Source organism: Streptomyces sp. NPDC012888, from assembly GCF_042900645.1.
Classification (GTDB): Bacteria; Actinomycetota; Actinomycetes; order Streptomycetales; family Streptomycetaceae; genus Streptomyces.
The window spans coordinates 50368-76730 of sequence record NZ_JBIBBM010000009.1 but is presented as its reverse complement, the minus strand read 5'-3'; the positions used below and the strand labels follow the sequence as shown (position 1 = coordinate 76730).

Genomic DNA, 26363 nt, shown 5'->3' with positions numbered 1-26363 from the left:
AGGTCAGAAAATGTCCTACTTCCCTGGGAGCCTGGATCCCATGACGGACACACCGGCGCGGCTCCTCACCCTGCTGTCCCTGCTCCAGACCCCCCGCGAGTGGCCGGGGCGGGAGCTCGCGGAGCGGCTCGGGGTCAGCTCGCGCACGATCAGGCGGGACGTCGACCGGCTGCGGGAGCTGGGGTACCCGGTGGAGGCCACGCTGGGCTCGGAGGGCGGTTACCGGCTGGTGGCGGGCGCGGCCATGCCGCCGCTGGTGCTGGACGACGAGGAGGCCGTCGCCATCGCGGTGGGGCTGCGGGCGGGCGCCGGGCACGCCATCGACGGGGTCGAGGAGGCCTCGGTACGGGCGCTGGCCAAGCTGGAGCAGGTCCTGCCGGCCCGGCTCCGGCACCGGGTGGGCGCCCTGCAGTCGGCCACCGTGCCGCTGACCCGCGGGGACGGCGCGAGCATCGATCCGCGCACGCTGACGGTGATCGCCGCGGCGGCGACCGGGCGGGAGCGGCTGCGGTTCGCCTACCGGGCCCGCGACGGGGCGGACTCGCGGCGGCTGGTGGAGCCGTACCACCTGGTCAGCACCGGGCGGCGCTGGTACCTCGTCTCGTACGACCTGGAGCGCGGGGACTGGCGGACGTTCCGGGTGGACCGGATGTCGGAGCCGTTCCCGACCGGCGCCCGGTTCGCGCCGAGGGAGCTGCCGATGGCTCCGGAGTCCTTCGTGAAGCGGGCGCTGGGCGGGCGGGAGGAGTACGAGGTCCGGCTCGCCTTCGCCGCGGCGCCCGAGGAGCTGCCCTCGTGGCTGGGCCCGGCGGAGCCGGACCCCTCCGGCGGCTGCCGGGTCGGCTTCCGCACGTCCGACGCACCCGAGTGGCTCGTGGCCCGGCTGGCCGTGGCCGGGCTGCCGTTCACCGTGCTCGCCCCGCCACGGCTGGCGGCCTGCGCGGCGGAACTGGGCGCCCGCCTGACGGCGGCCGGATCCGGGGCCGGCCCGGCTCCCGGCCCTGCTCCCGGCTCGGCTTCCGGTCCCGCGCCGGCCTAGGCGACGGCGTCGAAGCCGGTGTCGTGGGCCATCCGCTTGAGCTCCAGCAGGGCGTGCTTCTCGATCTGGCGGATGCGCTCGCGGGTCAGTCCGTGCTCCTTGCCGACCTCGGTGAGGGTCCGCTCCCGGCCGTCCTCGATGCCGTACCGCATCTTGATGATCGACGCGGTGCGCTGGTCGAGCTTGCCGATGAGGTCGTCCAGCTCCTCGCTGCGCAGCAGGGAGAGGACGGACTGCTCCGGGGAGATCGCGGAGGTGTCCTCCAGCAGGTCGCCGAACTGGGTCTCGCCCTCGTCGTCCACCGGCATGTTCAGGCTGACCGGGTCGCGGGCCCAGTCCAGGACGTCGCCCACGCGCTGCTCGGTGGAGTCGAGCTCGGCGGCGATCTCCGCGTGTTCGGGGTCGCGGCCGTTCTGCCGGTTGAACTCGCGCTGCACCCGGCGGATCCGGCCGAGCTCCTCGACGAGGTGGACGGGGAGGCGGATGGTGCGGGACTGGTCGGCGATGGACCGGGTGATGGCCTGGCGGATCCACCAGGTGGCGTACGTGGAGAACTTGAAGCCCTTGGCGTAGTCGAACTTCTCGACCGCGCGGACCAGGCCGGCGTTGCCCTCCTGGACGAGGTCGAGGAGCGGCAGGCCACTGCGGGGGTAGCGGCGGGCGACGGCGACGACCAGACGGAGGTTGGAACGGATGAAGATCTCCTTGGCCCGCTCGCCCTCCTCGGCCAGCGCCCGGAGCTCGGCGCGCTGCATGGGGCTGCCGGCGTCGCGGTCCGGTATCTCGCCGTCGAGGATCTGGCGCGCGTACACCCCCGCCTCGATGATCTGCGACAGCTCGACTTCCCGGGCGGCGTCGAGCAGCGGGGTGCGCGCGATCTCGTCCAGGTACATCCCGACCAGGTCGCGATCGGCGATCTCGCCACCGGCGGCGCGGCTGCTCTCGGCGGACTGACGACTGGCGACGGCGCGGGTTGCCATGCGTGCTCCCTTGCGAATGGGTTCGGTCGCGGTGCGGCTTGCGGCTGTGCGGTGCTGCGCGGTTGCCGGAAACCCTCTCCCGGGCGCCGGCATCCGAAGGAAACAACGACCGGAATCGGGACAGAATTCCCACACCGCGTCCCGAATTTCGAGATCTTGCAGTATCCTGCGGCGCCGCGCTGCGGGCGCGAGCCGATACGAGCGCGTATCCGCAGGTCAGCGGGGGTTCTGAGGAGTTTCGCTCGCCCCTGAAGACGCCATCGCCCCCGATCCGGTTGCCTCCCCGTGGGCTGGAAACGCGGGGGGCCGCCTGCCCCGGGCGGGGAGGCGGCCCGGCGTGGGGCGGCGGGGGTCAGTGGGCCATCGCCGGGAGCTTCGGGTCGGCTTCCGCGGAAGCGGAGGCGTACAGGTTCGGGCGCCCCGCGTTGACCATCACCAGGGCGATGCCCGCGCTGATCACCAGGATGCCCACGGCCCACCAGATCGCGGAGGCGTACCCGTGCACCATCGCCTCCGCCTGGACCAGCCGCGCGGCGGGCCCGCCCGCCGGGTGCGAGGCCAGGTAGGCGCTCGTGGCCGAGGCCGCGATGGTGTTCAGCAGCGCCGTGCCGATGGCGCCGCCGACCTGCTGCGAGGTGTTGACCATCGCGGAGGCGACACCCGCGTCGGCCGGGTCCACCCCGTGCGTGGACAGCGACATCGCGGGCATGAAGGCCGTGCCCATGCCGAGGCCGAGCAGCAGCTGGGCGGGCAGGATCAGGCCGGCGTACGAGGAACCGACCTCCAGCTGGGTGAGGAGCAGCATGCCGGTCGCCGCGACCAGGAAGCCGGGGCCCATCAGCAGCCGCGGCGCGACCCGGGTCATCAGCCGGGCGCCGATCTGCGTGGAGCCCGTGATCATGCCGGCGATCATCGGCAGGAAGGCGAACCCGGTCTTGACCGGGGAGTACCCCTTGACCACCTGGAGGTAGTAGGTGAGGAAGAGGAACAGGCCGAACATGGCGATGACGGCAAGGCCGAGCGAGAGGTACACCCCGCCGCGGTTGCGCTCGGTCAGGACGCGCAGCGGCAGCAGCGGGGAGCGGACCTTCGACTCGGTGACGACGAACGCCGCCAGCAGCACCGCGGAGCCGACGAACAGCGCCACGGTGACCGGGTGCGACCAGCCGTCGGACTCGGCGCGGGTGAAGCCGTAGACGAGGGCGACCAGGCCGAGGGTGGAGAGCACCACGCCGGGGATGTCCAGCGACGCGCGGTTGCGGCTGCCGGACGGCTCGCGGATGACCAGGTAGGCGCCGACGGCGGCGACCACGGCGAAGGGGATGTTCACGAAGAACGTCCACCGCCAGTCGAGGTACTCGGTGAGGAAGCCGCCGAGGATCAGGCCGACCGCGCCGCCACCGCCGGCGATGGCGCCGTAGATGCCGAAGGCCTTGGCCCGCTCCTTGGCGTCGGTGAACATCACGGCCAGGAGGGACAGCGCGGCGGGCGCGAGCAGCGCGCCGAAGACGCCCTGGAGGGCGCGGGCCCCGAGCATGGTGGCCTCGCCGGTGGCGGCGCCGCCGAGCGCGGAGGCCACGGCGAAACCGACGAGGCCGACGATGAAGGCCCGCTTGCGGCCCCACAGGTCGGCGACGCGGCCGCCGAAGAGGAGCAGCCCGCCGAAGGCGAGGGCGTAGGCGGTGATGACCCACTGCCGGTTGCCGTCGGAGATGCCGAGGTCCTGCTGGGCGGAGGGCAGGGCGATGTTCACGATGGTCGCGTCCAGGACGACCATCAGCTGGGCGAGGGCTATGAAGACGAGCGCTTTCCAGCGGCTGGGATCGGCCTGATCGGCCTGCTGGAGCTCGGGCTCGGCTGTTTTCGGCATGGAGGTACCCACTTCACGGTGCGGATGCAATAAAAAGGGCTGCTACGGGAACAATTGGCCGTCTATCAGCTAATAGGCGACGGCCGGCGGTGTCACACGGTTTTCCGCCTCAGGTCGTCGAGCGTGGCCGCCGACCCGGGCAGCTCGGAGCGGGCGGGGGCGCGCAACCCGTCGAGGAACAGCTGGAGGTGGCGGTGCACGAACCGGTCGGCGTCCAGGCAGGCACTGCCCGGCAGGGGCCGGCTGAGCTGGGCCAGGGCGACCATCAGGTCGCCGACGGCGACGTCGGTGCGGAGCAGTCCGGCGGCCTGTCCGGCCGCGACCAGCGCCTCGACGGCCTCCTCCAGGCGGGTCCGGGCGGCGAGGAGTTCGGGGTGCTCGCGGTCGAAGTCCCCGGAGAGCATGGGGCAGAGGGCGCCGATCCGCTCGTCCGCGGCGGCGTGCGTGAAGCGCTCCAGCGCGGCGAACGCGTCGGTCTCCTCGGTCAGGGCGTCGTCGGCGTGCGCGGCGACGCGGCCCATGACGTACAGGACGACGTGGTGGACGAGGCCGGCGCGGTCGGGGAAGTGCCGGTAGAGGGTGGCGTTGCCGACCCCGGCCCGGCGGGCGATCTCGTCGAGGGCGATCTCCGCGCCGTGCTCCACGAAGGCCTCCCGGGCTGCCGCGAGGATCCGCTCGCGGTTGCGCAGCGCGTCGGCGCGCGGGCGGGGCACCTTGGCGGGCGCGGGAGCGGGAGAAGGGGCGGGGCCGGGCACCGGTGCGGGCGCCGATGCGGGGGCGGCGGCGGCCGGCTGCGGCGCCTGCGGGTTCGGTCGCTCCATCGCCGGCCTCCTCGACTCTCGGTTCTCGACTCTCGCGCAAACGGGGACTGGCTCCCCGCTTTGCGGACACCGGGTTAAACGGGGAGTCGATCCCCGGATATTTCACTCGCAGGAGTGAGCCGGGTCACACGACCGAGCGAGGTCGCCCACGTTCGGCCGCTCCCGGCGCGCCGATGCACGCGGCGCGTCGGAGGGTGAATCGCACAGCGCAGCCCGGACCCGGCCGGCTGCCGCGGACCCGAAGGCGACCGCCATGCCGCAGACCCGCCGCCGGATACGCAAGGCCCACCGCACCGGCGCTTACATCGGAATCACCGCGCTGGCCCTCGGGGTCACGGCGACCGCGAGCACCGGGATACCGGACCGGGCCACTTCCGCGCCCGGCCCGGTGGCCGCCGCCAACGAGAGCGCGCTGGCCCCCTGCCGGATCGCCGGGACCGTGGGCGTCCAGATGTCCGAGGGGCTGCCGACCCCGCCCGGGTACTCCCGGAGCACCGGCGAGGTCCGCGCCCTCAACCTGATGATCGACTTCCCGGACGCCAAGGGCGAGGGCACGGCCATGGACCGTCTGGCCGAGTTCTTCCCCCAGACCGCGCAGTGGTTCCGCACCAGTTCGTACGGGCGGCTGAAGTACCTGGCCGAGGCCCCCGTGAAGGCCTGGCTGCGGATGCCGATGCCGTTCGCGGCGTACGGGCTGGACCGCGGCGCGGCGTACGAGCCGGGCTACCGGCAGCTCGTCGAGCACATCGTGAAGGCCACCGACGACGAGGTCGACTTCAGCCAGTACGACCTGGTCAACATCCTGGTGACGCCGAACGCCGGGCCCTCCGCCCTCGACACCGTGCTGTCCGTGACCTTCTCCGGCAACGCCGAGGCGCCCGTCGCCGACGGCGTCCCGCTGGCCAACACGTCCTTCGTCTACAGCCGGCAGGACGACGGCTCCGGCTCCTACCGGGAGACCGGCTACCGCGTGCTGCCGCACGAGAACGGCCACGTCTTCGGGCTGCCCGACCTCTACACCGCCGACGGCGGCGGGGCGGTCGGCCACTGGGACATCATGAGCGAGGACTGGGGCGCCAACAACGACCTGCTGGGCTGGCACAAGTGGAAGCTCGGCTGGCTCGACGGCACCCAGATCAGCTGCGCCTCCGTACGGGGCACCAGCACCCACGTGCTCAGCCCGCTGGCCGTGGAGGGCGGCACCAAGCTGGCCTTCGTACCGCTGTCGGAGAGCACCGGGTACGCGGTGGAGGCCCGCACCCAGGCCGGGAACGACGAGGCCGTCTGCAAACCGGGCGTACTCGTCTACAAGGTGGACTCCGACGTGGACACCGGGCAGGGGCCGGTCACGGTCTCCGACAGCACCGCGGCGAGCGGCGGCTGCACCCGGAAGCCCAACGTGCACGCCGAGCTCTCCGACGCGCCGTTCGGGCCGGGCGAGTCCTTCACCGACAAGGATGAAGGAGTCACCGTCTCGGTCCTCGCCGAACTCCCCGACGGCAGCTACCGCGTGCGCATCACCCGGCCGTGAGGCGGCGGGCGGGCTCCGGGCCGGCAGACCCCGGGCCGGCGGTGCTCACGTCCCGGAACCGCCCTGCGGCGGCGACCAGTTGACGTGGACGTTGTCCAGCCGCTGGGCCTGGAAGACCGGCCCGTTCACGGTGCCGCCGCTGACGTCGTTGTGGACGGTCACCGGTCCCGGCCCGCCCCGCCAGCCCGGGTTCACCTCGTCCAGCAGCGCCGCCAGCTCCTCGGCCGCCGCCGGGTCCGCTTCGAGGACGGCCCGCAACCGGTCCCGCCAGTCCGCCACCAGCCGGGCCTCCGCGGCGGTGTCGCCGTCCGCGCGCGCCACGAGCAGGTCGACCCGGGAAGCCGCGGGCTCGCTGCCGCCGCGGCGCCGCACCAGCCGGCCGAACCGGTCGCTCACCTGCACCCAGGCGTCGGTGGCCATCAGACCCACCACCGTCGTCGCCCCGGCCGTCGCCAAAGTCGCCAGATCCACGGAACTCCCCCGTCCCTCGGCCGGATGCGCCCCTTCGCGGTCTCACGTTAGCCGCCGGGGGCCGGGCGGGTGGCCCGGACGGAGAACCCCGTCCCCGTCGGTGTCATCCCGGGGTATGGCGGAGGCGGGCGGCGACCGGGAGGTGGTCGCTGGCGGTCGCAGGCAGGGTCCAGGCCGCGACCGGATCGAGGCCCCGGACGAGGACGTGGTCGATCCTGGCGACCGGGAACGCGGCCGGCCAGCTGAACCCGAAGCCGGACCCCGCCTCCCGCTGCGCCGGGCGGAACCCGGAGAACACCGCCGCCATCGCCCGGTCCCCGGTGGTCCCGTTGAAGTCGCCGACGAGGACGGTCCGGCCGGGCGGGCCGGCCTCCAGCTCCGCGGCGAGCCGCGCGGCGGCCGCGTCGCGGTTGCCCGTGGCGAACCCGGCGGAGGGCCTGATGCGGACCGAGGCGAGGTGGGCGACGTACACGGTGACCGGACCGCCCGGGGTGTCGGCGGTGGTCCGCAGCGCCCGGGTCCACGGCATCACCGGCACCGCCCGGGTGTCGCGGAGCGGGTGGGTGCTCCAGATCCCCACGGTGCCGCGCACCTCGTGGTACGGGTGGCTGGCCGCGAGCACCGCCTGGTACGTCCGCACGGCCGGCTGGACCAGCTCCTGCAGGGCGATCAGCTGCGCGCCGGAGGCGGCGAGGGCACGGGCGGTGCCCTCGGGGTCGGGGTTGGCGTCGTCGACGTTGTGGCTGACGACGGTGAACCCGCCCGGACCTTCCGCCGCCGTACCGCCGCCGCGGGTCAGGGCCGGCCCGAACGAGCCCGCCCAGACGACGGCGGGCAGCAGCGCGCAGACCAGGGCGGCGCGGGGGCGCCGCGCGAACACCGCGGCGGCGGCGAGCAGCAGGACGGCCGGCACGCCGGTCCAGGGCAGGAAGGTCTCCACGAGGCTGCCGAGGTTGCCGGGCCGGTTGGGGATCCGGTCGTGCAGCAGCATCACCAGCGCGAGCAGCACCCCGGCCCCGCCGACGCCCCACGCCCACACCCGTCTCCGGGTCCGGGTCCGGGTCCGGGTCGGGGTCCGGCGGGCCGGGGCGAGGGGGGCCGGCGCCCCGGCGGCGGCTGCGCCGGCCCGTGCTGTGGTTGCGGTCATGACAGGGGTGACGCCACCCGCGGCGATCGGGTTCTGCGCCGCACCGAATGGGGGGCGACCGCCCCCGGCACGATCCGCTAGGCTGTCAGCGGTCCGCCTGCCTTCGTAGCTCAGGGGATAGAGCACCGCTCTCCTAAAGCGGGTGTCGCAGGTTCGAATCCTGCCGGGGGCACAGCGCGCCTGCGCAGCAGGCAGCAGCACCGGAGGCCCTCCGTTCGTTCCGAGCGGGGGGCCTCCTCGCGTTTCCGGGAGTGCGGAAGCGGCTTGGTGGTCGGGGCGGGGGCGTGGTTCCATGGGGGCGTGCTGCGTGGCGCCGCCTACTGAGAAGTGGGCCGGGCGGCGATCGGGCAGACACCAGGACCGAAGGACGCCGCATGAGCGCGTACCCCGCCGGTTTCGACTGATCTTCACGGTAGTTGCGCATACCTGTCTGCCTGCACACCGTGAAGGGGCATCAACACCTTGTCTTCCGAGACATTCGAATCGTTCAACCAGCATGTGATCGACGAGTTCCGCGCCAACGGAGGCCGCGTCGGCGGGCCGTTCGAGGGGGCCCGGCTGGTCCTGCTGACCACCACCGGGGCCAGGAGCGGGCGCGAGCACACCGTGCCGCTCGGGCTGCTCTCCGACGGGGCCGGGCAGGCCGTCGTCGTCGGCTCGGCCGCCGGGAGCGACCGGCATCCCGCCTGGTTCCACAACGTCCTCGCCCATCCGCTCGTGACGGTGGAGACCGGCGGCGAGACCTACGAGGCCGTCGCCGTCCCCGCCGAAGGGGCCCGGCGGGACGAGCTGTTCGCCCGGATCGTCCGCGAGGAGCCCGGGTACGGGGAGTACCAGGAGCGGACCCGGCGGGTGATCCCCGTCGTGGTGCTGCAGCGGACCGTCGAGGTGACCGCGTCCGAGGGCGGCCTCGCCGGGAAGCTGCTCGAAGTCCACGGCTGGCTGCGCGCCCAGCTGGCGCTGGTCCGCGAGGAGGCCGGGGCCGACGGCGGGGCGGGCGCGTTCGGCCTGCGGCTGCGGCAGCACTGCCTGGCCTTCTGCCACTCGCTGCACGTCCACCACACCTCCGAGGACACCGGGCTGTTCCCGTGGCTCGCCGGCCAGTACCCCGAACTGGCCGGGTTCTTCCGGCGGATCGACGAGGAGCACCGGCGGGTGGCCGACCTCAAGGACGCGATCGTCGGGGCGCTGGACGACCCCGGCCGGGCGGGACTCGTCGACCGGCTGGCCGAACTGTCGGCGGAGCTGGAGGAGCACTTGGACCGCGAGGAGGCCCAACTGCTGCCCGTTCTGCGGACGTTGGGCGCGTAGCCCGTCCCGGGTGCGGAGCCGGGGTGCTTGCAGGCCCCCCGGCGGCCGTCGGCGGCGCCGGCCCCCGCCTCCGGTTCCGGTTCCGGTACGGCAACCTCGCCGGAGGCCTCGGCCTCCGCCCGGGACCGGCCCCGCCGGCCGGGTGCTCTTCACCCGGCGCCCCACCCGGCGCCGCATGACGGCCCTGCGGCCGCGGCGAGGGCCCGACCGCGGCGGCGGCACGAACGGCCGCCCCCGCCGGGCCCGGCCCCGGACGGCAGCCGCACCACGCCGAGGCGCCGCTTCCTCTCCGGGCGGTACACCGCCCCGCCGGAGGCCTGGAGCCCTCAGCCAGGGGGCCGTGGCGGCGCCGGCGGGGACCGGTGCCGGCGGGACCTTCGCCACGCCCGGGCGGGCCCGGCGGTGCCGCAGGGCGCCGCCCGCGGTGGCGGCGCGGATGGCCGCCAGCGGCCGGGTCCCTGCCATGGACGGCAGCCGCACTGGCGGCCTCGGCGGGGGCCGCCCCCGGGCCGGCCCCGCCCTCCACGTCCATGCCAGCCGGGGTGCTTCAGCCCCATCCGGTGGGGCTCCCGTATGGCCCGGCCCGCGATAGGAGCCGTGGCGGAGCCGGCGCCAGGGACCGGTGTCGGCGGGCTCCGCCGTGCGCCGGTGGGCCGGTGGCTGCCGCGGGGCGCCACGGCGGTGGCGGCGTGGACGGCCGCCCCGGGTAACGACCAGCGTTAGGAGCCGTGGCGGCGTCGGCGGGCCGGCGCCAGGGGCCAGGGCCCGCGGGGGCCTTCGCCCGGCGCAGGCGGGGCCGGTTGCTGCCGTAGAGAGCCACTGCGGTGGCGGCGCGGATGGCCGCCCCGGGCCCAGCCAGGGTCCGGAGCTGTGGAGGCGTCGGCGGCGCCGGTGCCGGGGGCTCGCCGCAGGCGGGCCCGGCGGGAGCCGCGGCAGCGTCGGCGGCGCCGGGGGCTTTGCCGCGGGCGGGGCCCGGCCGGTGCCCCGGGGCGCCGCGGGGGCGGGCGCGGGGGTGGGCGCGGGGGTGGGCGCGGGCCGGTCACGCCGGGAGGGCCTGTCCCGCCAGTGCGGCCGGTCCCGGGCTTCGCGCAGGCGGGGCCCGGCGGGATCCGTGGCGGCGGCGGCGCCGGTGCCGGGGGCTTCGCCGCGGGCGGGGGCCCGGCCCGTGCCCCGGGGCGCCGCGGGGGCGGGCGCGGGGGCGGGGGCGGGCCGGTCACGGCGGGAGGGCCTGTCCCGCCGGTGCCGCCGGTCCCGGGGTGGGGGCGGGTATGGAGAAGCCCTCCCGGGCGGGGCCGGGAGGGCTTGGTGTCGAACGGGTCGGCGGATCAGCTCAGGCCCTTGCTGCGTTCACCGATGCGGTCGCCCTGGGGGGTGCCGGCCCGCTTGAGCTCGGCCTTGGTGTGCACCCCGCCCTTGATCTTGCTCCGCACCGGGCCGTCGAAGCCGTGGCCGGCCAGGCGCGGCGGCCGCGCCGGCTCCCCGCCCTTGGCGGCTCCTCGGAAGTCCTGCCGCTTCTGCTCTTTGCTCATCCCGTCGTCACTCCCTCGGGCAGCACCCAATCGGACTATTGGGATCGTATGCACGCATCGCGCGCGCCGCACCCGGGCTGCCGCTACGGGGTCGGCGCCCACCGCTCGGACGAGCGCTGCGGAGGCGTGCCCAGCGTCTGCTCCACCAGCTCCGCGGGACAGGGCGTACCCCGCGGGAGCTGGTACTTCGCCGCGAGACGGTACTGGCCCGGCGCGGGCGCCAGCAGCTCCGTCCAGGAGTCGCCCTCCAGGTCCTCCTCCGCCTCGAACAGGCACCCCGCCGTGTTCTCGTACTGCTTCACCGGCGTCCACCCCGCCTTGGACGTCTCCGTCTCCTGCGGCGGCGGCACCGCCCTGCCCTCCGCGTCGAGGAGGCCCAGCCACGGCGAGTGCGGCACCTTCACCAGCACCCGGCCGGCCGCCCTTACGTCGATCACGATCTCCCCGGCCGTCGCGCGCACCACCTCCGCCGGGCCGCTGACCAGCTGCGTCGGCTGGTGGACCTTGAACAGCTGCCAGTTCGCGTCGCCCCACACCTGCTGGAGGTACGGCAGGCCCTCCCGGACCAGGACCGCCTCCGCCTCCCCGCCCGAGTCGGGCTTGTCGGCGGGCAGCACCACGTAGTGCACCGCCCAGCGCTCCAGCCAGGCCCGGTAGCTCTCGGCCGTCAGGGTGTCGTCGTAGAACAGCGGGTTCCGCTCCAGGTCCGCCTGCCGGTTCCAGCCGCGGGCGAGGTTGACGTACGAGGGGAACGCCGAGGACTCGCGGTGGCTGCTGGCCGGCACGACCTCCACCCGGCCGCGCTCGGCGCCCGCCTTCTTCAGCTGGTCCACCAGCGGGGCCAGCTCGCGGTTCCACGCCGCCACCGGGGTGGTGCGGACGATGTCGGTGATGCTGTTGGTGGTGATCCAGAAGTTCAGACCGGCGAACGCGAGCAGCACGCAGTACCAGTGCCGCGACCGCGGCACCGCGTACGGCACGGCGGCGAGCAGCACCGCACCGCCGAACAGCATCACCAGCCGGGTCACGTTCGAGCCGACCTGGGAGTCGATCACCCAGGTCAGGAAGACGCCCAGGGTGTACACGGCGGACGCCACCCGGACCGTCCGCCAGGCCTTCGGCACGAGGAAGACGATGGCCAGCCCGAAGACGAACGGCACCCAGGCCGAGCCGATCTTCATCGGCTGGGTGCCGGAGAACGGGAACAGCCAGGCCGACAGCCCGACCACGGCGGCCGGGGCGAGCCCCAGCGCGTACGCGCCCGGCCGCCGCCCGGTCAGGAACAGGGCGGCCGCGATCACGCCGAGGAACAGCCCGGCCACCGGACTGGACGCGGTCGCCAGCCCGGCCAGCAGCGCGGCGACGGCGGCCTTGGCCCACCGCCGGTGCGCCAGTGACCGGGGCCAGCAGAAGGCGGCGGCGATCGCACCCAGCGCGAACATGACACCGAGGCCGAAGGTGACCCGGCCGGACAGGGCGTTGCAGAACAGGCCGTAGACCCCCGCCAGGGCCGGCCACAGCGGGGTCCGGACGGCCCCCCGGCAGCGGGTGAGGATCAGGGCGAGCAGGGCGGCCGAGGCCGTCCCCGCGACCATCATCGTGGTCCGCACGCCGAGCACGTGCATCAGGTACGGCGAGACCACGCTGTAGGACACCGGGTGCATGCCGCCGTACCAGGCCAGGTTGTACGCGGAGTCCGGGTGGCGGCCGACGAACTCGGCCCAGGCGTCCTGTGCGGCGAGGTCACCGCCGCTGTTGGCGAAGCAGAAGAACCAGACGACGTGCAGGACGGCGGCGACGGCGGCGGACACCACCACCGGGTGCTGCCGCGCCCGGTCGAGCAGCCGCCGCACGGCGCCCGGCCACCCGGACCCGGGTACGGCTACGGGCCCGGGCACGGGCACGGGCGCAGGTACGGCCGGTTGTGGGCTGATCTGCACTTTTACGCGGGACACGCCCGTCCGGTCCCGTATGTGCGGGTCGTCGGCCACGTCGGCCACGTCGGCCGGCTCGGGTCCCTGCTGCTGCTCAGCGGTGGTCACGCGCACTCCCCAACTGCGTCCCGGCACCTGTTGCCGCGGACGCGCGCCGGCACCCCGGGTTCGCCGGGGTGCCGGGTCGTCGATCAGCCGATCCGGGTCAGCTTGCTGCCGATGCCCGGGGCGGCGAGGTCGGTCTGCAGCGCCACCGGCACCTTGACCTGGCTGGCACCCTCGCCGACGGTCAGCACGCCGATCTCGGTCCCTGCCCTGGCGGACTGCGGAAGCTTGCCGCCGCCGTCACCCAGCTTGACGTCCACGGTGAGCGAGGGCCAGCCGACGGCCTCCACGTCGGCGGTGGCGACCACCTTCGTCCGGCCGCCGAGCCCGTCGTCCACGTAGCCGACGACGTCGCCCTTCTTGACGACCGCCTCGCTGGTCAGCAGCTTCTGCGTGGCCAGCATCATCTGCTTGCTGGCGCTGATCGCCGTGCCGAGGATCGGCGTCTTGTGCTGGGCGAGGACCGCGCCGACGATCAGCTGGTTGGTCCCGCCGACCTTCTTCTCCGCGGCGAAGAGCAGGTTGCCGCCGGCCTTGGTGGTGGAGCCGGTCTTGATGCCGAGCGAGCCGTTGTACGGGACGAGGTCGTTCCAGTTCCGCCATTCCTTGCCGCTGGGGTCGGTCCACTTCGGCAGGCGGGTGATGTCGGTGAGCGCCGGGATCTCGACGAGCTTGAGGCCGAGCTTGACCTGGTCCTCGGCGGTGCTGACCGTGGTCGCGTCCAGACCCGAGGGGTCCGTGTACGTGGTGTTGGTCATGCCGAGTTCCTTGGCGGTGTCGTTCATCTTCTTGACGAACGCCTCCTGGCTGCCGGCGTCCCAGCGCGCGAGCAGTCGCGCGATGTTGTTGGCCGACGGGAGCATGAGGGCGGCGAGGGCGTCGTACTCGGAGATCTTGTCGCCCTCCTTCACCGTGTTGAGGGTGGACTCGTTGTCCGACTTGTCCTTCTGTCCCTCGATCTCGGCGGTCTTGTCGATGTCGATCATCGGACCCTTTTCCCCCTTCTTGAGGGGGTGGTCGCGCAGGATGATGTACGCCGTCATCGACTTGGTCACGCTGGCGATGGGTACGGGCTTCTGCTCGCCGGAGGAACCGACGGTGCCGAGGCCCGCGGCGGCCATGAAGGACTGGCCGCCGCTGGGGTACGGGAGCGTCGGCTTGTCACCGGCGAACGAGAAGGACTTCTGGGCCGTCATCACCAGCTTGGGCTCGGGCAGCGGGCGGACCAGCTGCACGATGCCGAGGATGACGACGAGCAGCACCAGCAGCGGCGCGTAGATCTTGACCCGGCGGATGGTGGTACGCATCGCGCTGGGCGGCGGGGGCGGGTTGTTCGTCAGCTCGGCGAGCATGTCGAGCGGCGGGCGGGGCGGCAGCGGCTGCTGCGTGGTCCGCTCGGGGCCGACGTAGGCGGGCGGCTGCTTGACCTCCGCGGTGATCGCACCGGAGGACTCCGGAGCCGGCTTGGGGGCCGGCTTGGGGGCCGGCTTGGGGGCCGGCTTGGGGGCCGGCTTGGGGGCCGGCGTCGGGGCCGGCTTGGACGCCGTCGCGGCGGGCCCGGGGGCGCCGGGGTGCACGCCCGGCCCCTTGGGCGCCGTCTTCGGCGGCGCACCGGCTCCGGGGCGGGGCAGGTCGTCGTCGGTGCGCAGCGGGACGAAGGTGCTGGTGCGCTCGCCGTCGCCCCTGGGAGCGGGAGCGGGCTTCGGCTCGGACTTCGGCTCGGACTTCGGCTCGGCCTCGGGCTGCGCCGCGGTCTGGCTCTTGGGCGGCCGGAACCAGTCGTCGCCGACGGGGGCGGCCGGGGCGCCGCCGGGGCGCACCGCGCGGAAGACGGTGGTCTGCTCGCTGTCCCGAGCGGAAGCGGAATCGGTGGGGGCGGAGGCGGAGTCATCGCGCATGCCCCGAGCAACGGCGTCCGCAGGGCGGGAGTCACCGGCGGCCGACGCCGCCCCGGACCCAGAAGCGGAACCCGGCTTGACGGCCCGGAACACGGCAGTCCGCTCGGACTCGTCCGGCTCGGCGGGCTCGGCAGCCTTCCCGGCTACCGGAGAAGCGGAACCAGCAGATGCGGAGCCGGAGCCATCGCCCGCAGGGCGGGAGTCACCGGCGGCCGACGCCACCCCGGACCCAGAAGCGGAACCCGGCTTGACGGCCCGGAACACGGCGGTCCGCTCGGACTCGTCCGCCTCGACGGGCCTGTCGCCGGACGCGGGCTTAGCCGGGGGCGTGGTGGGGACCCGGAAGACGGTGGTCCGTTCCGACTCGTCCGGCTCGGCCGGCTCGGTGGGCTTCGCCGCGGGCGGGGTGACGGCGCGGAAGACGGCGGTCCGCTCCGACTCCTCCGGCTCGGCCGGCTCCGCGGTCGGCTTGGTCAGGACGGCAGGGCGGGCCGCGGCGGGCGGGGTGTCGCGGACCTCCTCCGGGGCGGAAGCGGAATCCTTCTCGCGCGCTTCCTCCGACTCCGCCGACGGGTCGGTCGCGTCAGTCGCGTCAGCCGCCTCGGCCGCGCCGGTCGCGCCGTCCACATCCGAAGTCCCGGAAGGCGTCGGCTCGTCGGAGATGCCGGACACGTCGGACGTTCCGGACCGCTTCGTCAAGTCCAGGCCCGCGCCGGACGACTTCGACGGCCGCTCCGACCGGTCCGCGGCGGCGGCCCACGCGGCCACCGCGTCACGAAGCGGATCCTTGCCCTCCGCTTCGCGGGGGCGGAGTACCGACAGCCGGGGATCCTCCTGCGGCGCGGCCTCCTCGCCGGGCTCGTCCCCGGCCGCGGCCGCCCCGCTGGGGTCACGTTCCTGCTCCGCGGGTTCCGCCGCTGCCGACGAACCCTGCTCTACCGCCTTGTCGGGGGACTCGCCCGCCACCAGTTCCTCCTCCATCGCTGTCCGAACCGTCTAACAGTGTCCCGTCTCGGGGGCATCGCCCCCGTGCTAGACGAGAACGACATAGCTGCCGGTTCCCCCACAAAGAAGACAGGCACTCTCGACAGATGAATGTGAGAGGGGTCACCCTGTCACTCATCCACGCGGGGAGGCATGGATGGGCAGGAGCCGCAGAACAATTCCCGAGGAGCTTCTGCTGCTCGCCTTGGACCCGGCCACGGGTACCACGGCGCAGCCGCAGTCGCTCGACCTCGGACTGGCCGGGGCCCAGCTGGTAGAGCTGGCTCTGGCTGGACGGATAGCCCCTGACGGGGATCGTATCGCCGTGGTGATGCCACGGCCGACAGGAGATCCGACCTTGGACTCCGCACTGGAGCTGTTGCGCCGTCGCGGCAGCCCGGTCCGGGCCGTCCACTGGATCGGCGGACCCCGCCTGGGGCTCCGCCAGACGTACCTCTCGCACCTCGAACGGTGCGGCATGGTCCATGCCGTGGCGGGACAGATGTGCGGGGTGCTGCCGACGACTCGCTACCAGGCGACCGACACGGCCATCAGCCGGGAGATCCGCGCCCGGCTCGACAGTGCGATCCGCACCGGCGTGCCGCCGGACCCGCGGACCGCGGCGCTCGCCGCGCTGGCCCATGCGGTCGGCCTCGGCAAGCACCTGTACCCCGGTAACGAGGGGCGTTCCTCCAGGTCCCGTCTGCGGGACCTGATCAGGCACGACCCCATGGGCGGACTCGTGGCGCACGCCGTGATGGACGTCCAGAACGGCGTGGCCGCCCAGCCGCGCCGCGAGCGTGCGACGGCCACGGCGCCGGCCTCCGCGTCCGCGACCGCCAGGTCCGCGGCAGCGGGCCCGGGCGGCAGCGTGCCGCTGCAGCCGCGCAGGGGTGCCGCCATGGCCCGCGCGGCCGCCGCTCACTGACCCGCCAAGCGCACCGCGACGCGCGGGGTGGCGGGGCCGGTACGCCGGTCCCGCCACCCCGCGCGCCCGTTTTCCCGGATCCCGCAGCGGTACCAGGCCCTTCGGTGGCAGTCTGCTCCCCAATAGACACGCAGAGAGACAGTCACAGACACGACAGAAGGCGGAGGTGCCGTTCCCGTGGCGTCCAATGTCAATCCAACCGTCCGACGCCGCCGACTGGGCATGGAGTTGCGCAAGCTCCGCGAGGACAAGGGCATGACGGCCGAGCAGGTCGCCGAGCGACTGCTGGTCTCCCAGTCCAAGATCAGCCGGCTGGAGAACGGCCGCCGTTCCATCAGTCAGCGTGACGTCCGCGACCTCTGCGAGGTGTACGAGGTGGAGGACCGCAGACTCGTGGACTCGCTCATGCAGATGGCCAAGGACTCCCGGCAGCAGGGCTGGTGGCACGCCTTCGGCGACATCCCCTACAGCGTCTACATCGGACTGGAGACCGACGCGGCCAGCCTGCGCGTGTACGAGCCCCAGGTCGTGCCCGGGCTCCTCCAGACGCCGGAGTACGCCCACGCCATCATCCGGGGCGCGCTGCCGGAGACCGCGCCGCTGGACATCGACAAGCGGGTGCAGGTGCGGATGCGCCGCCAGGACCGGCTCTCCGAGACGGCGAACAACAACCCGGAACTCGGCCCGCTGCGGCTGTGGGCGGTCATCGACGAGGCGGCGCTGCGCCGGCACGTCGGCGACGCGCAGCTGATGATCAGGCAGCTGGAACACCTGATAGAGGTTTCGGAACTCCCCCACGTCACGGTCCAGGTGATGCCGTTCACCATGGGCGCGCACCCCGGCGTGAACGGCCAGTACGCCATTCTGGAATTCCCGGACGCGTCCGACTCGACCGTCGTCTACATCGAGGGCGTGACGAGCGACCTCTACCTGGAGAAGGCGAACGACGTCCAGAAGTACAGCGTGATGTACGAGCACCTGCGGGCCCAGGCGCACAACGTGGAACAGACCCGCGAGTTCATCCACGGCATCATCGCGGATTACGAGAAGGTGGCGGGTCCCGCCCTCTGAGGGCATCGGGCGCCGCCGGAGGGCGTCCAGGGCCGTTTCACGGGCGGTCCAGGGCCGTCCAGGGCCCTTCAGGGCCGTTCAGGGCCGTTCAGGGGCCTCCAAAGGGCCGGGGGGCGGCGGCGGGCCGGTACGGTACACCGCCGCCGCCCGGGCGCATAAGGCCTGACTGGAATATGCCACCCGGTCGAGTGAACGACTCCGTCACCCATCGAGCCGTGCGAGTAGCGTCGATCACGCCAACCAGCAGAAGGTTGGCGCCACATCCGCAGGACTCGCCGGACCGGAGAAAAACATGGCCATTCGTCAGGGCGCCACCGAAAACTGGACCAAGTCCTCCTACTCCACCGGGAACGGTGCGTGCATCGAGGTGAAGTCCCCCGTCATGGAGACCGTCGCCGTGCGCGACTCGAAGGTGCAGGACGGACCGTCCGTCGCCTTCGCGCCGGCCTCCTGGACCTCGTTCGTCAACGGGGTCACCGAAGGCGGTCTGGGGCGCCTCGTCTGAACGTCGCGACGAGACCCCGCAGATCCCGCCGATTGAGCCCTCTCGACTGGTCCGCCGTCCCGGCCGAGGGGGCTCGGCCTTGCCTCAGCGCAACTGGTCCACGTAGCGGTCGGTCCCGGGCACGGTGGGGATGAACGGGGCCACCAGCTCCACCCGCCCCAGGCCCGCCTCCGCGACCTCCTCGTCCAGACCCAGGAACCGGTCCCAGCAGTCCCTCGGATCGGCCTCCAGGAACCACAGCAGGGTCAGCCGGGTGTCCACCCCCTCCACCTGCTTGACGTAGGTCATGCGGTCGCCCGGCAACGGCGTCGGACGGAAGACCGTGACCATCGCGGCCGGCCCGCCCGCCAGCCGCCGCGGCAGGGCCCGCGAGCGCAGCCACTCCAGCAGCTCGGCCCGCCGCTCGGGGCCGTCCGCGTCGACGACCTCCACCACGAGCCCCCGGTAGGGGTGGTCCAGCGCGTGGAAGTCCCGCGGGCCCGCCGCCCCGTCGCGGTAGACGGTGGCCTCGTGGTCCTGGAAGGACGTGAAGACGTGCGTCCGGTCCCGGTAGACCCGGGCGTCCCGGTTGAGCCGCTTGTTGATGCCGACCGTCCACTTCATGTGCTCGCCGTAGCGGCCGTCGGTGATCCAGTACGTGGAGACGTAGCAGCCGGTGGTGACGGGCTGGGCCACCGCCGACTTCTCCGGGTACCGCAGTTCCTGGAGGTCCCGGGTGGCCACCCAGCGGCGCCCCGCGTACATCCACGGCATGGCCATGGCCCCGGCGTAGTAGTGGTCGTCCTCGTACCAGCGGTTGTAGGCGTACTCGTGGCCCGGGTGCGGCTCCACCATGGTGATGAGGGCGTGGCCGGGGTGCACGCCGTACGGGCCGACGGCGGCCAGCTCGGCGTACGCCTCGGCGCGGGTGTCCTGGTGCGTGTCTTCTGTCGCCATGCCCACCGGTTTAGCTGATGCAGCGTCAGATGGGGAGCCCCCGGACACGGCGCCCGGCACCGGCGCGTCCCACGCACCGGACAACTGATTGGCGGATACACGTTCCTTCACTACTGTGTCCGCCAACCAGGAGTCCCGGCCGAGGAGCCCGCATGCGCGCCCAGCACGAGCAGCCGCCCCCGTTCGCCACCCGCGCGACCTCGGTCGGGGGATCCCCCGTACGCGAGATCCTCGCCCTCACCGAACGCCCCGGCGTCATCTCCTTCGCCGGCGGCCTGCCCGCCCCCGAACTGTTCGACACCGCCGGCCTGCGGGCCGCCTACGACACCGCCCTCACCACCTCGGCCCGCCGCGCCCTGCAGTACTCCACCACCGAGGGCGCGCCCGAACTCCGCGAGGCCGTGGCCGCCCGCGCGACCGGCCGCGGCCTGCCCACCGCCCCCGACGACCTGATCGTCACCACCGGCTCCCAGCAGGCACTCACCCTGATCACGGCGACCCTGGTCGACCCCGGCGACGTCGTCCTGGTGGAGAACCCCACCTACCTCGCGGCCCTCCAGTGCTTCGGCATGGCCGGCGCCCGCGTCCTCGCCGTCCCCTGCGACGAGGACGGCATCCTGCCCGACGCCCTCGAGGAACTCGTCCGGCGCGAACGCCCCAAACTGCTCTACACCGTCCCCACCTTCCAGAACCCCACCGGCCGCACCCTGCCCGCGGCCCGCCGCGCCGCCGTCGCCGCGACCGCCGCCCGCCTCGGACTCTGGCTCGTCGAGGACGACCCCTACGGCGAACTCCGCTACGACGGAGCCCCGGTCCCCTGGCTCGCCGCACACCCCGGCGCCGAGGACCGCACCGCGCTCCTCGGCAGCTTCAGCAAGATCATGGCCCCGGGACTGCGCCTGGGCTGGCTCCGCGCCCCCGCCGCCCTGCGCCGCGCCGCGGTCGTCGCCAAACAGGCGGCGGACCTGCACACCTCCACCGTGGACCAGCTCGCCGCCGCCCACTACCTGACCGCCGCCGACCTCGACGCCCACGTCACCCGCATCCGCGACGCCTACCGGGAACGCCGCGACGCCCTGCTGGCCGGCCTCGCCGACGCCCTGCCCGAAGGCTCGGCCTGGAACCGCCCCGAGGGCGGCATGTTCGTCTGGGCCCGCCTCCCCCAGGGCCACGACGCCACCGCCCTGCTGAAGTCGGCGGTCGCCCACGACGTCGCCTTCGTCCCCGGCGCCCCCTTCTACAGCACCGAACCCGACCCGCGGGCCCTGCGCCTGTCCTTCACCACCCACACCCCGGCCGAGATCACCGAAGGCCTGCACCGGCTCACCCGCGCCACCCGCACCCCCTGAGCCGACCGCCCCGGGCCCCGCTTCCCGACCCCCGTACGGGAAGCGGTGACCCACCGAGAACGTAACGGCCACCGCCCCCCGGCCTCGCCCTCCCGGAGGGTGAACTCCCCCTCCCCCGAGCGGGGGTGCCCGCCTACAACCAGGGTTGTACTCCGCGAGGACCTGCGGACACGCCTCCGGCCTCCGGCGTACCCTGCGACGGTGCCGGAGTCCATATCCGCCGACCGCGCCCCCGACCGCGCCTCCACCCGGTCCACCGCCCGGAAGGCCCTGGCGAACACCGCCGAAGTCGTATACGCCGTCGGCTCCTTCGGCATCTCCTTCACGATGCTCCGCAACTGGCCCGACCCGCACGACTACTGGCGCGACACCGACACCCTCGCCTACGCCCTCGTCGCCGCCGTCTACCTGCCGCTCGCCCTGCGCCGCCGCGCCCCCGTCACCGTCTTCGCCGCCACCACCGCCTGCGTCCTCACCTACTTCACGCTCGCCTACTACCACGTGGTCGTCGTCTGCGGCCTGGGCCTCGCCCTCTACACGGTCGCCGCACTGCGCCCCCGCCGCACCTCCCTGCGCTGCGCCGCCGTAGCCCTCCCCGTACTCCTGTGGGGCACCCGACTCGCCGAACCCGGCATCGGCGCCCTCAGCGTCGGCTTCGTCACCACCATGACCGCCGTCTGCTGGGTCGCCGGAGACGGCTCCCGCCGCCTCGCCGAACGCGGCGAGCGACTGGCCCGCCTCACCCTCCAGCTCCGCCACGAACAGGAGGAACGCGCCCGGCAGGCGGTCACCGAGGAACGCCTTCGAATGGCCCGAGAACTGCACGACGTCGTCGCCCACCACCTGTCCGTCGTCTCCGTCCAGACCGGCCTCGCCCGCTACGTCTTCACCACCGACCCCGACACCGCCCGCACCGCCCTCGACACCATCGCCGACAGCAGCCAGGAAGCCATGGCCGACATGCGCCGCATGCTGCTCGTGCTGCGCAACGGAGACCCCGAGGAACCCGCCTCACCCGCCCCCACCCCCGGACTCGGCCGCCTCGGCGAACTCGCCCAACGCGTCGGCACCGCCGGCGTCACCGTCGACGTCACCACCTCCGGCACCCCCTACCCCCTGCCCGCCGGCCTCGACCTGTGCGCCTACCGCGTCGTCCAGGAAGCCCTCACCAACGTCATCAAGCACGCCCCCACCGCCAACCGGGCCACCGTCCGCGTCGACTACCGCCCCGACACCCTCGGCATCACCGTCGCCGACGACGGCCGGCCCACCGGCCGCCCCGCACCGGTGGGCGGACACGGGTTGATCGGCATGCGCGAACGGGCCACCATCTACGGTGGGACGGTGACGGCCGGCCCCGCCCCGCGCGGGGGCTTCGAGGTGAGGCTGACCCTGCCGGTCACCGGTGCCGCATGACACCTGGGGCGACGGAACACCGGCACACAGCCCTGACGCAGGAGGCCGGACGGTGCCCACGGTGCTCGTCGCCGACGACCAGTTCCTCATCCGCACCGGCCTGACGGCCCTGCTGCGCGCCGCCCCCGGCATCGACCTCCTCGGCGAGGCCGCCGACGGCGAGGAAGCCGTCCGGCTCACCGCCGAACTTCGCCCCGACGTCGTCCTGATGGACATCCGCATGCCCGGCGTCGACGGGATCACCGCCACCGAACGCATCCTCGCCGACGCCGCCGCCCGCCCCGGCCCCACCCCGAAGGTCTTCGTCCTCACCACCTTCGACCTGGACGAGTACGTCTACGGGGCACTCCGCGCCGGAGCCTCCGGCTTCCTCCTCAAGGACACCCCGCCCGACCGCCTGCTCGCCGCCATCCACACCGTGCACGCCGGCGAGATGCTCTTCAGCCCCACCGTCGTCTCCCGTCTGGTCGCCGCCTACAACCCGCCCCGCCCCACCACCTCCGGCGGCCCCGCCCACCCCCGGCTGGACGTCCTCACCCCCCGCGAGGTGGAGGTGCTCCGCCTGGTCGGCGCCGGCCTCTCCAACTCCGACATCGCCGAACGCCTGGTCCTCAGCGCCGCGACCATCAAGACCCACGTCCACCACTGCATGAGCAAGCTCGGCCTCAGCAGCCGCGCCCAGGCCGTCGTCTTCGCCTACGAGGCGGGCCTCGCCGGACCGGCCGGCGACACCTGGCCCTCGGGGGCGTAACGGGGCAGCCCCTCGGTGGAGATCGTCCACCCGGCGATGGTCACGTCCTCGCCGTACACGAAGTCCTTGCGGGTCGCGTAGCGCGGACCCTCCGGGGTGTCGTGGATGTCGGGCATCACCGCACCGGTGCCCGTCCGGGGGTCGAACACGGCGTAGACGGGCACGCCCATCAGCGGGTAGTCCCGCATCTTCCCGACCCAGTCGTTGTCCGGGTTGGAGCGGGAGACCACCTCGACGGCGGCGAGGACCTCCCGGGCATCGAACGCTCCCTCGCCCTCCATGTCGGCGAAGGCGATGACCATGACGTCCGGGTGCCGCAGGACGCCTTCCGGCTCGTCCTCCACGTCCGGCGTCCCGGTGTGCGCCCAGAAGCCGTCGGGCATGACCCTCTCAAGGCGGCGACCGACCAACGCGGCGGTCACCTCATGCGGTCGTCCCGGCGACGTCATGTCGTGGACGATCCCTTCTCGCGTGATCTCGAACTTCCCGGGAACGGTGTCGTCCAGCGCCCTCAGCGCCTCGCGCATCGCGCTGTACGCCGACGCACCCTGCCGCGAGCCTTCCGGCACAGTGATCATGGTGGTGGCTCCTCGTCCGTGCCTTGGGGGCCGAGTCATCACCCTCATGCTAAGCAGCCTTCCTGCCACCGGCCCGGCAATCCCGGCAGCGGCCCGGCGCGGGCCCCCGGAACGCCCGCTCGCAGCCGTCACAGGTCTGCCAGGGGTCGGGCGGGCGCAGGTCCGGCGGGAACACCACCGGGGCCGCGGAACGGACCGGGAGCGGTGGCGGCGCGAGCTCCCGCAGCCGATGGGCGAGCAGACCCGCCGGATGCCTCAGCTCCACCGGCAGGCCCTCGGTGAGGACCCGCCGTACGTAGGCCGCCGGAGCCCCGCCCTCCAGCCAGCGGGCGACCTCGGGTGCCAGCCGCTGCACGTCTCTGACCGGCAGAAGCAACCGTGGGTCGAAGCACCGGAGCTCCCGGAGGATGTCCCGCGCGTCGTCCAGCCGCGCCCGCGGCCGCTCCTCCCCCGCCTGCGGCAGGGGCACCTCCGCGCACGTCACCTCCGCCCTGCCAAGCGGCTCCCCGCCCTCACCGGAGCCCACGGGAACGGGCGCGGCGACGGGCGGATCGGGGTCGGGATCGGGGTCCGGGTCAGGCTCCGGGTCCGGCTCGGGGTCCTGCGGGTCGGGCTCGGGGACGTGGCCGGGCTCGGGGACGGAGACGGGCTCGGGTACGGGGTCCGGCTCAGGGACGGAGACGGGCTCGGAGACAGAGACGGGCTCCGTGGCCGGGTCCGTGAGCTCGCCCTGCCAGGCGGCTTCCGGCCGGTTGTAGGAGATCGTCCGCGTCGCGATCCGCCCCGAATCGAGCTGCACCCGCACCCGGGCCAGATACCCGTAGGACTCCAGCTCCCGCAGCAGCCGGGCGAGGACGTACTCGCCCTCGGGGAGCCTCTCCACCAGGTCCTTCACACCGATCCGCGTCCCCGACGGAAGCGACTGGATGTACACGGCGAGCCCACGGGCTCCCAGCGACATCGTCGGGTGCCGGGCGAGGTCGTTGCCCACCACCAGGAAGTGACCCTCGTGCGGGACGTTGACGTGGATGACACCGGATCGAGGTGAACCGGCCGGAATGCACGACTGCGGGGACAGGCCCGCGCTACGCTGCTTAGAAGCCATCGGGAAGGTAGTGCTTCCTCGTTTGGTCAGGCCCTCGTTCGGGATGGCAGTCCCGGCGGGGGCCGACTCATGTCGGTGGTTGTCGCGGCGAGCATATGCCCGCAACCGGGCACCATTTCCACTCCAGTTGAAACAGTTCACCCGTGCGAGCGACGGCGCCGCCGAGCCGCCCGGGTTTGGTTGGTTGGGTACTTTCCCTGGTCTTTTATCAGTTAGGAACGTGGGCGACCGCGTCGCGGACCAACCGCCTCCCGGTCACCCCGATCCGGCGTCAACCAGGGCCCAAACGGTCTTCCTCGGGGCGGGTCCTGGCTCCACTCCCCACCCTTCGGCCAGCGCCCCGACGATCGCCAGTCCCCGGCCCGGCACCACCGGGACGCGGTCCGCTCGGGTATCGGCGACCTCCACCCGGACGATGCCGCGCCCATCGACGACGAGTCCGAGCCTGAAGTCCCGCCCGGGCACCAGCCCGTGCGTGATCGCGTTGTTCGCCAACTCGGCGACGACGTGCGCGGTCGCGCCGAAGAACAGCCCCCACCCGCGCAGCTGCTCGACGGCGAGCAGCCGCGCGAGCCGCGCTCCGCGCGGTGTGGAGGAGAGCTGCACGGTGAACGTGTGCACGGGCACCGGGATCCGGCTGAGTTGTTCGTTCACGTCACTCAGCGTGGCCACACCCACCTACCCTGAACAGCGACGAGGCCGGCACGTACAGCGACTGTCCGGGCCTTGTCCACGCCTGTCCAGGCTGTCCGAACCACCGGTCGGGTAGCGCGCGTTGTGGAGGTGGCGCACGCATGGACGCGGAGCACAACGGCAGCACGGACGAGCCAGGCTGGGAGGTCGACCCGGAGGACGAACAGGGCGCGGCGGTGGTCGCGGCGGTGGGCCGCCAGCTACGCGTATGGCGGGAGGCGGCGGGCCTGCGCACGGCGGAGTTCGCGGCCAGGATCGGCTACGGCGAGGACCTCGTCTACAAGGTCGAGTCCGGCAAACGGATCCCGCGCCCGGAGTACCTGGACAAGGCCGACGAGGCGCTCCAGGCGGGTGGGCGGGTGTCGGCGATGAAGCGCGACATGGAACAGGCGCGGTACCCGAAGCGGGTGCGGGACTTGGCGAAGATGGAAGCGAAGGCCGTCGAAGTCGGCTCGTACAGCGTTCACACCGTGCACGGTCTGTTCCAGACCGAGGAGCACGCCCGCGCACTCTTCGAGATGCGACAGCCGCCCTACTCGCGGACCGAGATCCAGGCGTTCCTGGCAGCCCGCATGGCTCGGAAGGTCGTGTTCGACCGCGACCCGGCGCCCTCAATCACTCTCGTCCAGGAAGAGGCGACTCTGCGCCGTCGAATCGGAGGCAAGATGGTTTGGCGGCGACAGCTCGAACACCTGGCGGAGGTAGCCGAGATGCGCAACATCGCCCTGCAGATCATGCCGCTCGATGTCGAGATCCACGCCGGGATGCACGGTGGGATCGAGATCCTGAAGTTCGCCGACGGCTCAGCCGTCGGACGCTCCGAAGGAGCGTTCAACGGACGCCCCGTCTCCCACGCTCGCGACCTGAGGATCTTGGAACTGCGGTATGGGATGATCCGGGCCCAGGCTCTCACGCCGCGGGAGTCGCTGTCCTTCATTGAGCACGTGCTGGGAGAGACATGATCAGCGAACCCGAGCTGGAGTGGTTCAAGAGCAGTTACAGCAGCGGCCCTGAGGGCGACTCCTGTGTCGAGGTGGCGCAAGCCACCACATCCGTGCTCGTCCGGGACTCCAAGGACATCAGCCGCGCACACCTGAGCTTCTCCCCCGCCGCCTGGGCCGGCTTCGTCGGTCAGGCGCGGTAAAGGCGGCGGAGCACAGCCGGCCCGCACCGGGACAGCGTCGGGGAGGCTGCCCGTCCGTCCCATCGTCCTTCCGGGCCGGGCGTCGGCGTCAAGGGCGCTCCTTCGTCGCGTCGCTGCGCGATGGCCTTCGGCCACCCTTGACCCCGCCACCCGTCCCGGAACTACGAAGGACAGACGGACCGCCCCAAAAGCAGGGCAGGGGGCGTCCAAAGCCTGAGCCCTGCCCGGTCGCGGGCCGGTGCCGGGCGGCCACCCCGGATCGCTACG

At 73.3% G+C, this 26363-nt stretch carries 23 protein-coding genes and 1 tRNA gene; 12 read left to right on the top strand and 12 right to left on the bottom strand.

What is annotated here, in order from left to right; all coding sequences use genetic code 11:
- Window positions 1–40: 40 nt before the first annotated feature.
- On the top strand, window positions 41–1039 hold the full coding sequence (locus tag ACFY61_RS17665) for a helix-turn-helix transcriptional regulator (RefSeq protein ID WP_389472892.1): 999 nt from the start codon (window positions 41–43) through the stop codon (window positions 1037–1039).
- On the opposite strand, the gene ACFY61_RS17660 is transcribed toward ACFY61_RS17665, so the two are convergent.
- The 3 genes from ACFY61_RS17660 to ACFY61_RS17650 form a co-directional block, all read right to left on the bottom strand.
- Window positions 1036–2019: a sigma-70 family RNA polymerase sigma factor gene (locus ACFY61_RS17660; protein WP_389472890.1), complete on the bottom strand. Its 984-nt coding sequence runs from the start codon at window positions 2017–2019 to the stop codon at window positions 1036–1038. The two genes, ACFY61_RS17665 and ACFY61_RS17660, sit on opposite strands and share 4 nt — an antisense overlap.
- 352 nt (window positions 2020–2371) lie before the next feature.
- Window positions 2372–3889, bottom strand: a complete 1518-nt coding sequence (locus tag ACFY61_RS17655) for an MFS transporter (RefSeq protein ID WP_389472887.1) — start codon at window positions 3887–3889, stop codon at window positions 2372–2374.
- A 92-nt stretch (window positions 3890–3981) separates the two neighbouring features.
- A complete protein-coding gene (locus tag ACFY61_RS17650) occupies window positions 3982–4644 on the bottom strand; it encodes a TetR/AcrR family transcriptional regulator (protein ID WP_389473238.1) in 663 nt (220 codons plus the stop codon).
- Between the two features lie 319 nt (window positions 4645–4963).
- Between ACFY61_RS17650 and ACFY61_RS17645 the strand changes: the two genes are divergently transcribed.
- Window positions 4964–6241 carry a M6 family metalloprotease domain-containing protein gene (locus tag ACFY61_RS17645; protein ID WP_389472884.1) on the top strand — a complete coding sequence of 426 codons (1278 nt, stop codon included), beginning with the start codon at window positions 4964–4966 and terminating at the stop codon, window positions 6239–6241.
- Between the two features lie 45 nt (window positions 6242–6286).
- Here the strand turns inward: ACFY61_RS17645 and ACFY61_RS17640 are convergent, their stop codons facing one another.
- Both ACFY61_RS17640 and ACFY61_RS17635 read right to left on the bottom strand, forming a co-directional pair.
- The gene (locus ACFY61_RS17640; protein ID WP_389472881.1) at window positions 6287–6712 is read right to left on the bottom strand and encodes a hypothetical protein; all 426 of its coding nucleotides are present in this window, start codon (window positions 6710–6712) and stop codon (window positions 6287–6289) included.
- Window positions 6713–6815: 103 nt separating this feature from the next.
- Window positions 6816–7859, bottom strand: coding sequence for an endonuclease/exonuclease/phosphatase family protein (locus ACFY61_RS17635; RefSeq protein WP_389472879.1), 1044 nt, complete (start codon window positions 7857–7859; stop codon window positions 6816–6818).
- Between the two features lie 99 nt (window positions 7860–7958).
- Between ACFY61_RS17635 and ACFY61_RS17630 the strand changes: the two genes are divergently transcribed.
- Together ACFY61_RS17630 and ACFY61_RS17625 are read left to right on the top strand one after the other, a co-directional pair.
- Window positions 7959–8031 (top strand) — tRNA-Arg (locus ACFY61_RS17630).
- Window positions 8032–8321: 290 nt separating this feature from the next.
- The gene (locus tag ACFY61_RS17625) at window positions 8322–9170 is read left to right on the top strand and encodes a nitroreductase/quinone reductase family protein (protein ID WP_389472876.1); all 849 of its coding nucleotides are present in this window, start codon (window positions 8322–8324) and stop codon (window positions 9168–9170) included.
- A gap of 1325 nt (window positions 9171–10495) precedes the next feature.
- On the opposite strand, the gene ACFY61_RS17620 is transcribed toward ACFY61_RS17625, so the two are convergent.
- The 3 genes from ACFY61_RS17620 to ACFY61_RS17610 all read right to left on the bottom strand — a co-directional run bounded on the left by ACFY61_RS17620 (window position 10496) and on the right by ACFY61_RS17610 (window position 15617).
- A complete protein-coding gene (locus tag ACFY61_RS17620) occupies window positions 10496–10699 on the bottom strand; it encodes a hypothetical protein (protein WP_389472874.1) in 204 nt (67 codons plus the stop codon).
- A gap of 83 nt (window positions 10700–10782) precedes the next feature.
- A complete protein-coding gene (locus ACFY61_RS17615; RefSeq protein WP_389472871.1) occupies window positions 10783–12741 on the bottom strand; it encodes an MFS transporter in 1959 nt (652 codons plus the stop codon).
- Window positions 12742–12824: 83 nt separating this feature from the next.
- A complete protein-coding gene (locus tag ACFY61_RS17610; protein WP_389472869.1) occupies window positions 12825–15617 on the bottom strand; it encodes a hypothetical protein in 2793 nt (930 codons plus the stop codon).
- A 160-nt stretch (window positions 15618–15777) separates the two neighbouring features.
- On the opposite strand from ACFY61_RS17610, the gene ACFY61_RS17605 reads away from it, so the two are divergent.
- The 3 genes from ACFY61_RS17605 (at window position 15778) to ACFY61_RS17595 (ending at window position 18124) form a co-directional block, all read left to right on the top strand.
- Window positions 15778–16548, top strand: a complete 771-nt coding sequence (locus tag ACFY61_RS17605) for a GPP34 family phosphoprotein (protein ID WP_389472866.1) — start codon at window positions 15778–15780, stop codon at window positions 16546–16548.
- Between the two features lie 177 nt (window positions 16549–16725).
- On the top strand, window positions 16726–17619 hold the full coding sequence (locus tag ACFY61_RS17600; RefSeq protein WP_389472859.1) for a helix-turn-helix domain-containing protein: 894 nt from the start codon (window positions 16726–16728) through the stop codon (window positions 17617–17619).
- 292 nt (window positions 17620–17911) lie between these two features.
- On the top strand, window positions 17912–18124 hold the full coding sequence (locus tag ACFY61_RS17595) for a DUF397 domain-containing protein (RefSeq protein WP_389472856.1): 213 nt from the start codon (window positions 17912–17914) through the stop codon (window positions 18122–18124).
- A gap of 84 nt (window positions 18125–18208) precedes the next feature.
- Here the strand turns inward: ACFY61_RS17595 and ACFY61_RS17590 are convergent, their stop codons facing one another.
- Window positions 18209–19060, bottom strand: coding sequence for a hypothetical protein (locus tag ACFY61_RS17590; protein WP_389472853.1), 852 nt, complete (start codon window positions 19058–19060; stop codon window positions 18209–18211).
- A gap of 152 nt (window positions 19061–19212) precedes the next feature.
- On the opposite strand from ACFY61_RS17590, the gene ACFY61_RS17585 reads away from it, so the two are divergent.
- From ACFY61_RS17585 to ACFY61_RS17575, 3 genes are all read left to right on the top strand, one after another.
- Window positions 19213–20409: a PLP-dependent aminotransferase family protein gene (locus tag ACFY61_RS17585; RefSeq protein ID WP_389472850.1), complete on the top strand. Its 1197-nt coding sequence runs from the start codon at window positions 19213–19215 to the stop codon at window positions 20407–20409.
- 201 nt (window positions 20410–20610) lie between these two features.
- On the top strand, window positions 20611–21825 hold the full coding sequence (locus ACFY61_RS17580) for a sensor histidine kinase (RefSeq protein WP_389472848.1): 1215 nt from the start codon (window positions 20611–20613) through the stop codon (window positions 21823–21825).
- Window positions 21826–21886: 61 nt separating this feature from the next.
- Window positions 21887–22576 carry a response regulator gene (locus ACFY61_RS17575; protein WP_389473236.1) on the top strand — a complete coding sequence of 230 codons (690 nt, stop codon included), beginning with the start codon at window positions 21887–21889 and terminating at the stop codon, window positions 22574–22576.
- On the opposite strand, the gene ACFY61_RS17570 is transcribed toward ACFY61_RS17575, so the two are convergent.
- The 3 genes from ACFY61_RS17570 to ACFY61_RS17560 all read right to left on the bottom strand — a co-directional run bounded on the left by ACFY61_RS17570 (window position 22522) and on the right by ACFY61_RS17560 (window position 24913).
- Window positions 22522–23154, bottom strand: a complete 633-nt coding sequence (locus tag ACFY61_RS17570) for a Uma2 family endonuclease (RefSeq protein WP_389472845.1) — start codon at window positions 23152–23154, stop codon at window positions 22522–22524. The two genes, ACFY61_RS17575 and ACFY61_RS17570, sit on opposite strands and share 55 nt — an antisense overlap.
- Before the next feature lie 49 nt (window positions 23155–23203).
- Window positions 23204–24259 carry a helix-turn-helix domain-containing protein gene (locus tag ACFY61_RS17565; RefSeq protein ID WP_389472843.1) on the bottom strand — a complete coding sequence of 352 codons (1056 nt, stop codon included), beginning with the start codon at window positions 24257–24259 and terminating at the stop codon, window positions 23204–23206.
- A gap of 255 nt (window positions 24260–24514) precedes the next feature.
- Complete coding sequence (locus ACFY61_RS17560; RefSeq protein WP_389472842.1) at window positions 24515–24913, bottom strand: ATP-binding protein; 399 nt, start codon at window positions 24911–24913, stop codon at window positions 24515–24517.
- A gap of 140 nt (window positions 24914–25053) precedes the next feature.
- Here ACFY61_RS17560 and ACFY61_RS17555 point away from each other — a divergent pair, with 140 nt between their 5' ends.
- Window positions 25054–25914, top strand: a complete 861-nt coding sequence (locus ACFY61_RS17555; RefSeq protein ID WP_389472840.1) for a helix-turn-helix domain-containing protein — start codon at window positions 25054–25056, stop codon at window positions 25912–25914.
- The gene (locus tag ACFY61_RS17550; RefSeq protein WP_389472837.1) at window positions 25911–26096 is read left to right on the top strand and encodes a DUF397 domain-containing protein; all 186 of its coding nucleotides are present in this window, start codon (window positions 25911–25913) and stop codon (window positions 26094–26096) included. The genes ACFY61_RS17555 and ACFY61_RS17550 overlap by 4 nt, the downstream gene beginning before the upstream one ends.
- Window positions 26097–26363 lie beyond the last annotated feature (267 nt).

Bases quoted from the DNA above. Each gene is read 5' to 3' on its own strand.
- ACFY61_RS17665 (WP_389472892.1), top strand. From the start codon at position 41: ATGACGGACACACCGGCGCGGCTCCTCACCCTGCTGTCCCTGCTCCAG.
- ACFY61_RS17660 (WP_389472890.1), bottom strand. From the start codon at position 2,019: ATGGCAACCCGCGCCGTCGCCAGTCGTCAGTCCGCCGAGAGCAGCCGC.
- ACFY61_RS17655 (WP_389472887.1), bottom strand. From the start codon at position 3,889: ATGCCGAAAACAGCCGAGCCCGAGCTCCAGCAGGCCGATCAGGCCGAT.
- ACFY61_RS17645 (WP_389472884.1), top strand. From the start codon at position 4,964: ATGCCGCAGACCCGCCGCCGGATACGCAAGGCCCACCGCACCGGCGCT.
- ACFY61_RS17635 (WP_389472879.1), bottom strand. From the start codon at position 7,859: ATGACCGCAACCACAGCACGGGCCGGCGCAGCCGCCGCCGGGGCGCCG.
- ACFY61_RS17620 (WP_389472874.1), bottom strand. From the start codon at position 10,699: ATGAGCAAAGAGCAGAAGCGGCAGGACTTCCGAGGAGCCGCCAAGGGC.
- ACFY61_RS17610 (WP_389472869.1), bottom strand. From the start codon at position 15,617: ATGGAGGAGGAACTGGTGGCGGGCGAGTCCCCCGACAAGGCGGTAGAG.
- ACFY61_RS17605 (WP_389472866.1), top strand. From the start codon at position 15,778: ATGGGCAGGAGCCGCAGAACAATTCCCGAGGAGCTTCTGCTGCTCGCC.
- ACFY61_RS17595 (WP_389472856.1), top strand. From the start codon at position 17,912: ATGGCCATTCGTCAGGGCGCCACCGAAAACTGGACCAAGTCCTCCTAC.
- ACFY61_RS17590 (WP_389472853.1), bottom strand. From the start codon at position 19,060: ATGGCGACAGAAGACACGCACCAGGACACCCGCGCCGAGGCGTACGCC.
- ACFY61_RS17585 (WP_389472850.1), top strand. From the start codon at position 19,213: ATGCGCGCCCAGCACGAGCAGCCGCCCCCGTTCGCCACCCGCGCGACC.
- ACFY61_RS17570 (WP_389472845.1), bottom strand. From the start codon at position 23,154: ATGATCACTGTGCCGGAAGGCTCGCGGCAGGGTGCGTCGGCGTACAGC.
- ACFY61_RS17565 (WP_389472843.1), bottom strand. From the start codon at position 24,259: ATGGCTTCTAAGCAGCGTAGCGCGGGCCTGTCCCCGCAGTCGTGCATT.
- ACFY61_RS17555 (WP_389472840.1), top strand. From the start codon at position 25,054: ATGGACGCGGAGCACAACGGCAGCACGGACGAGCCAGGCTGGGAGGTC.
- ACFY61_RS17550 (WP_389472837.1), top strand. From the start codon at position 25,911: ATGATCAGCGAACCCGAGCTGGAGTGGTTCAAGAGCAGTTACAGCAGC.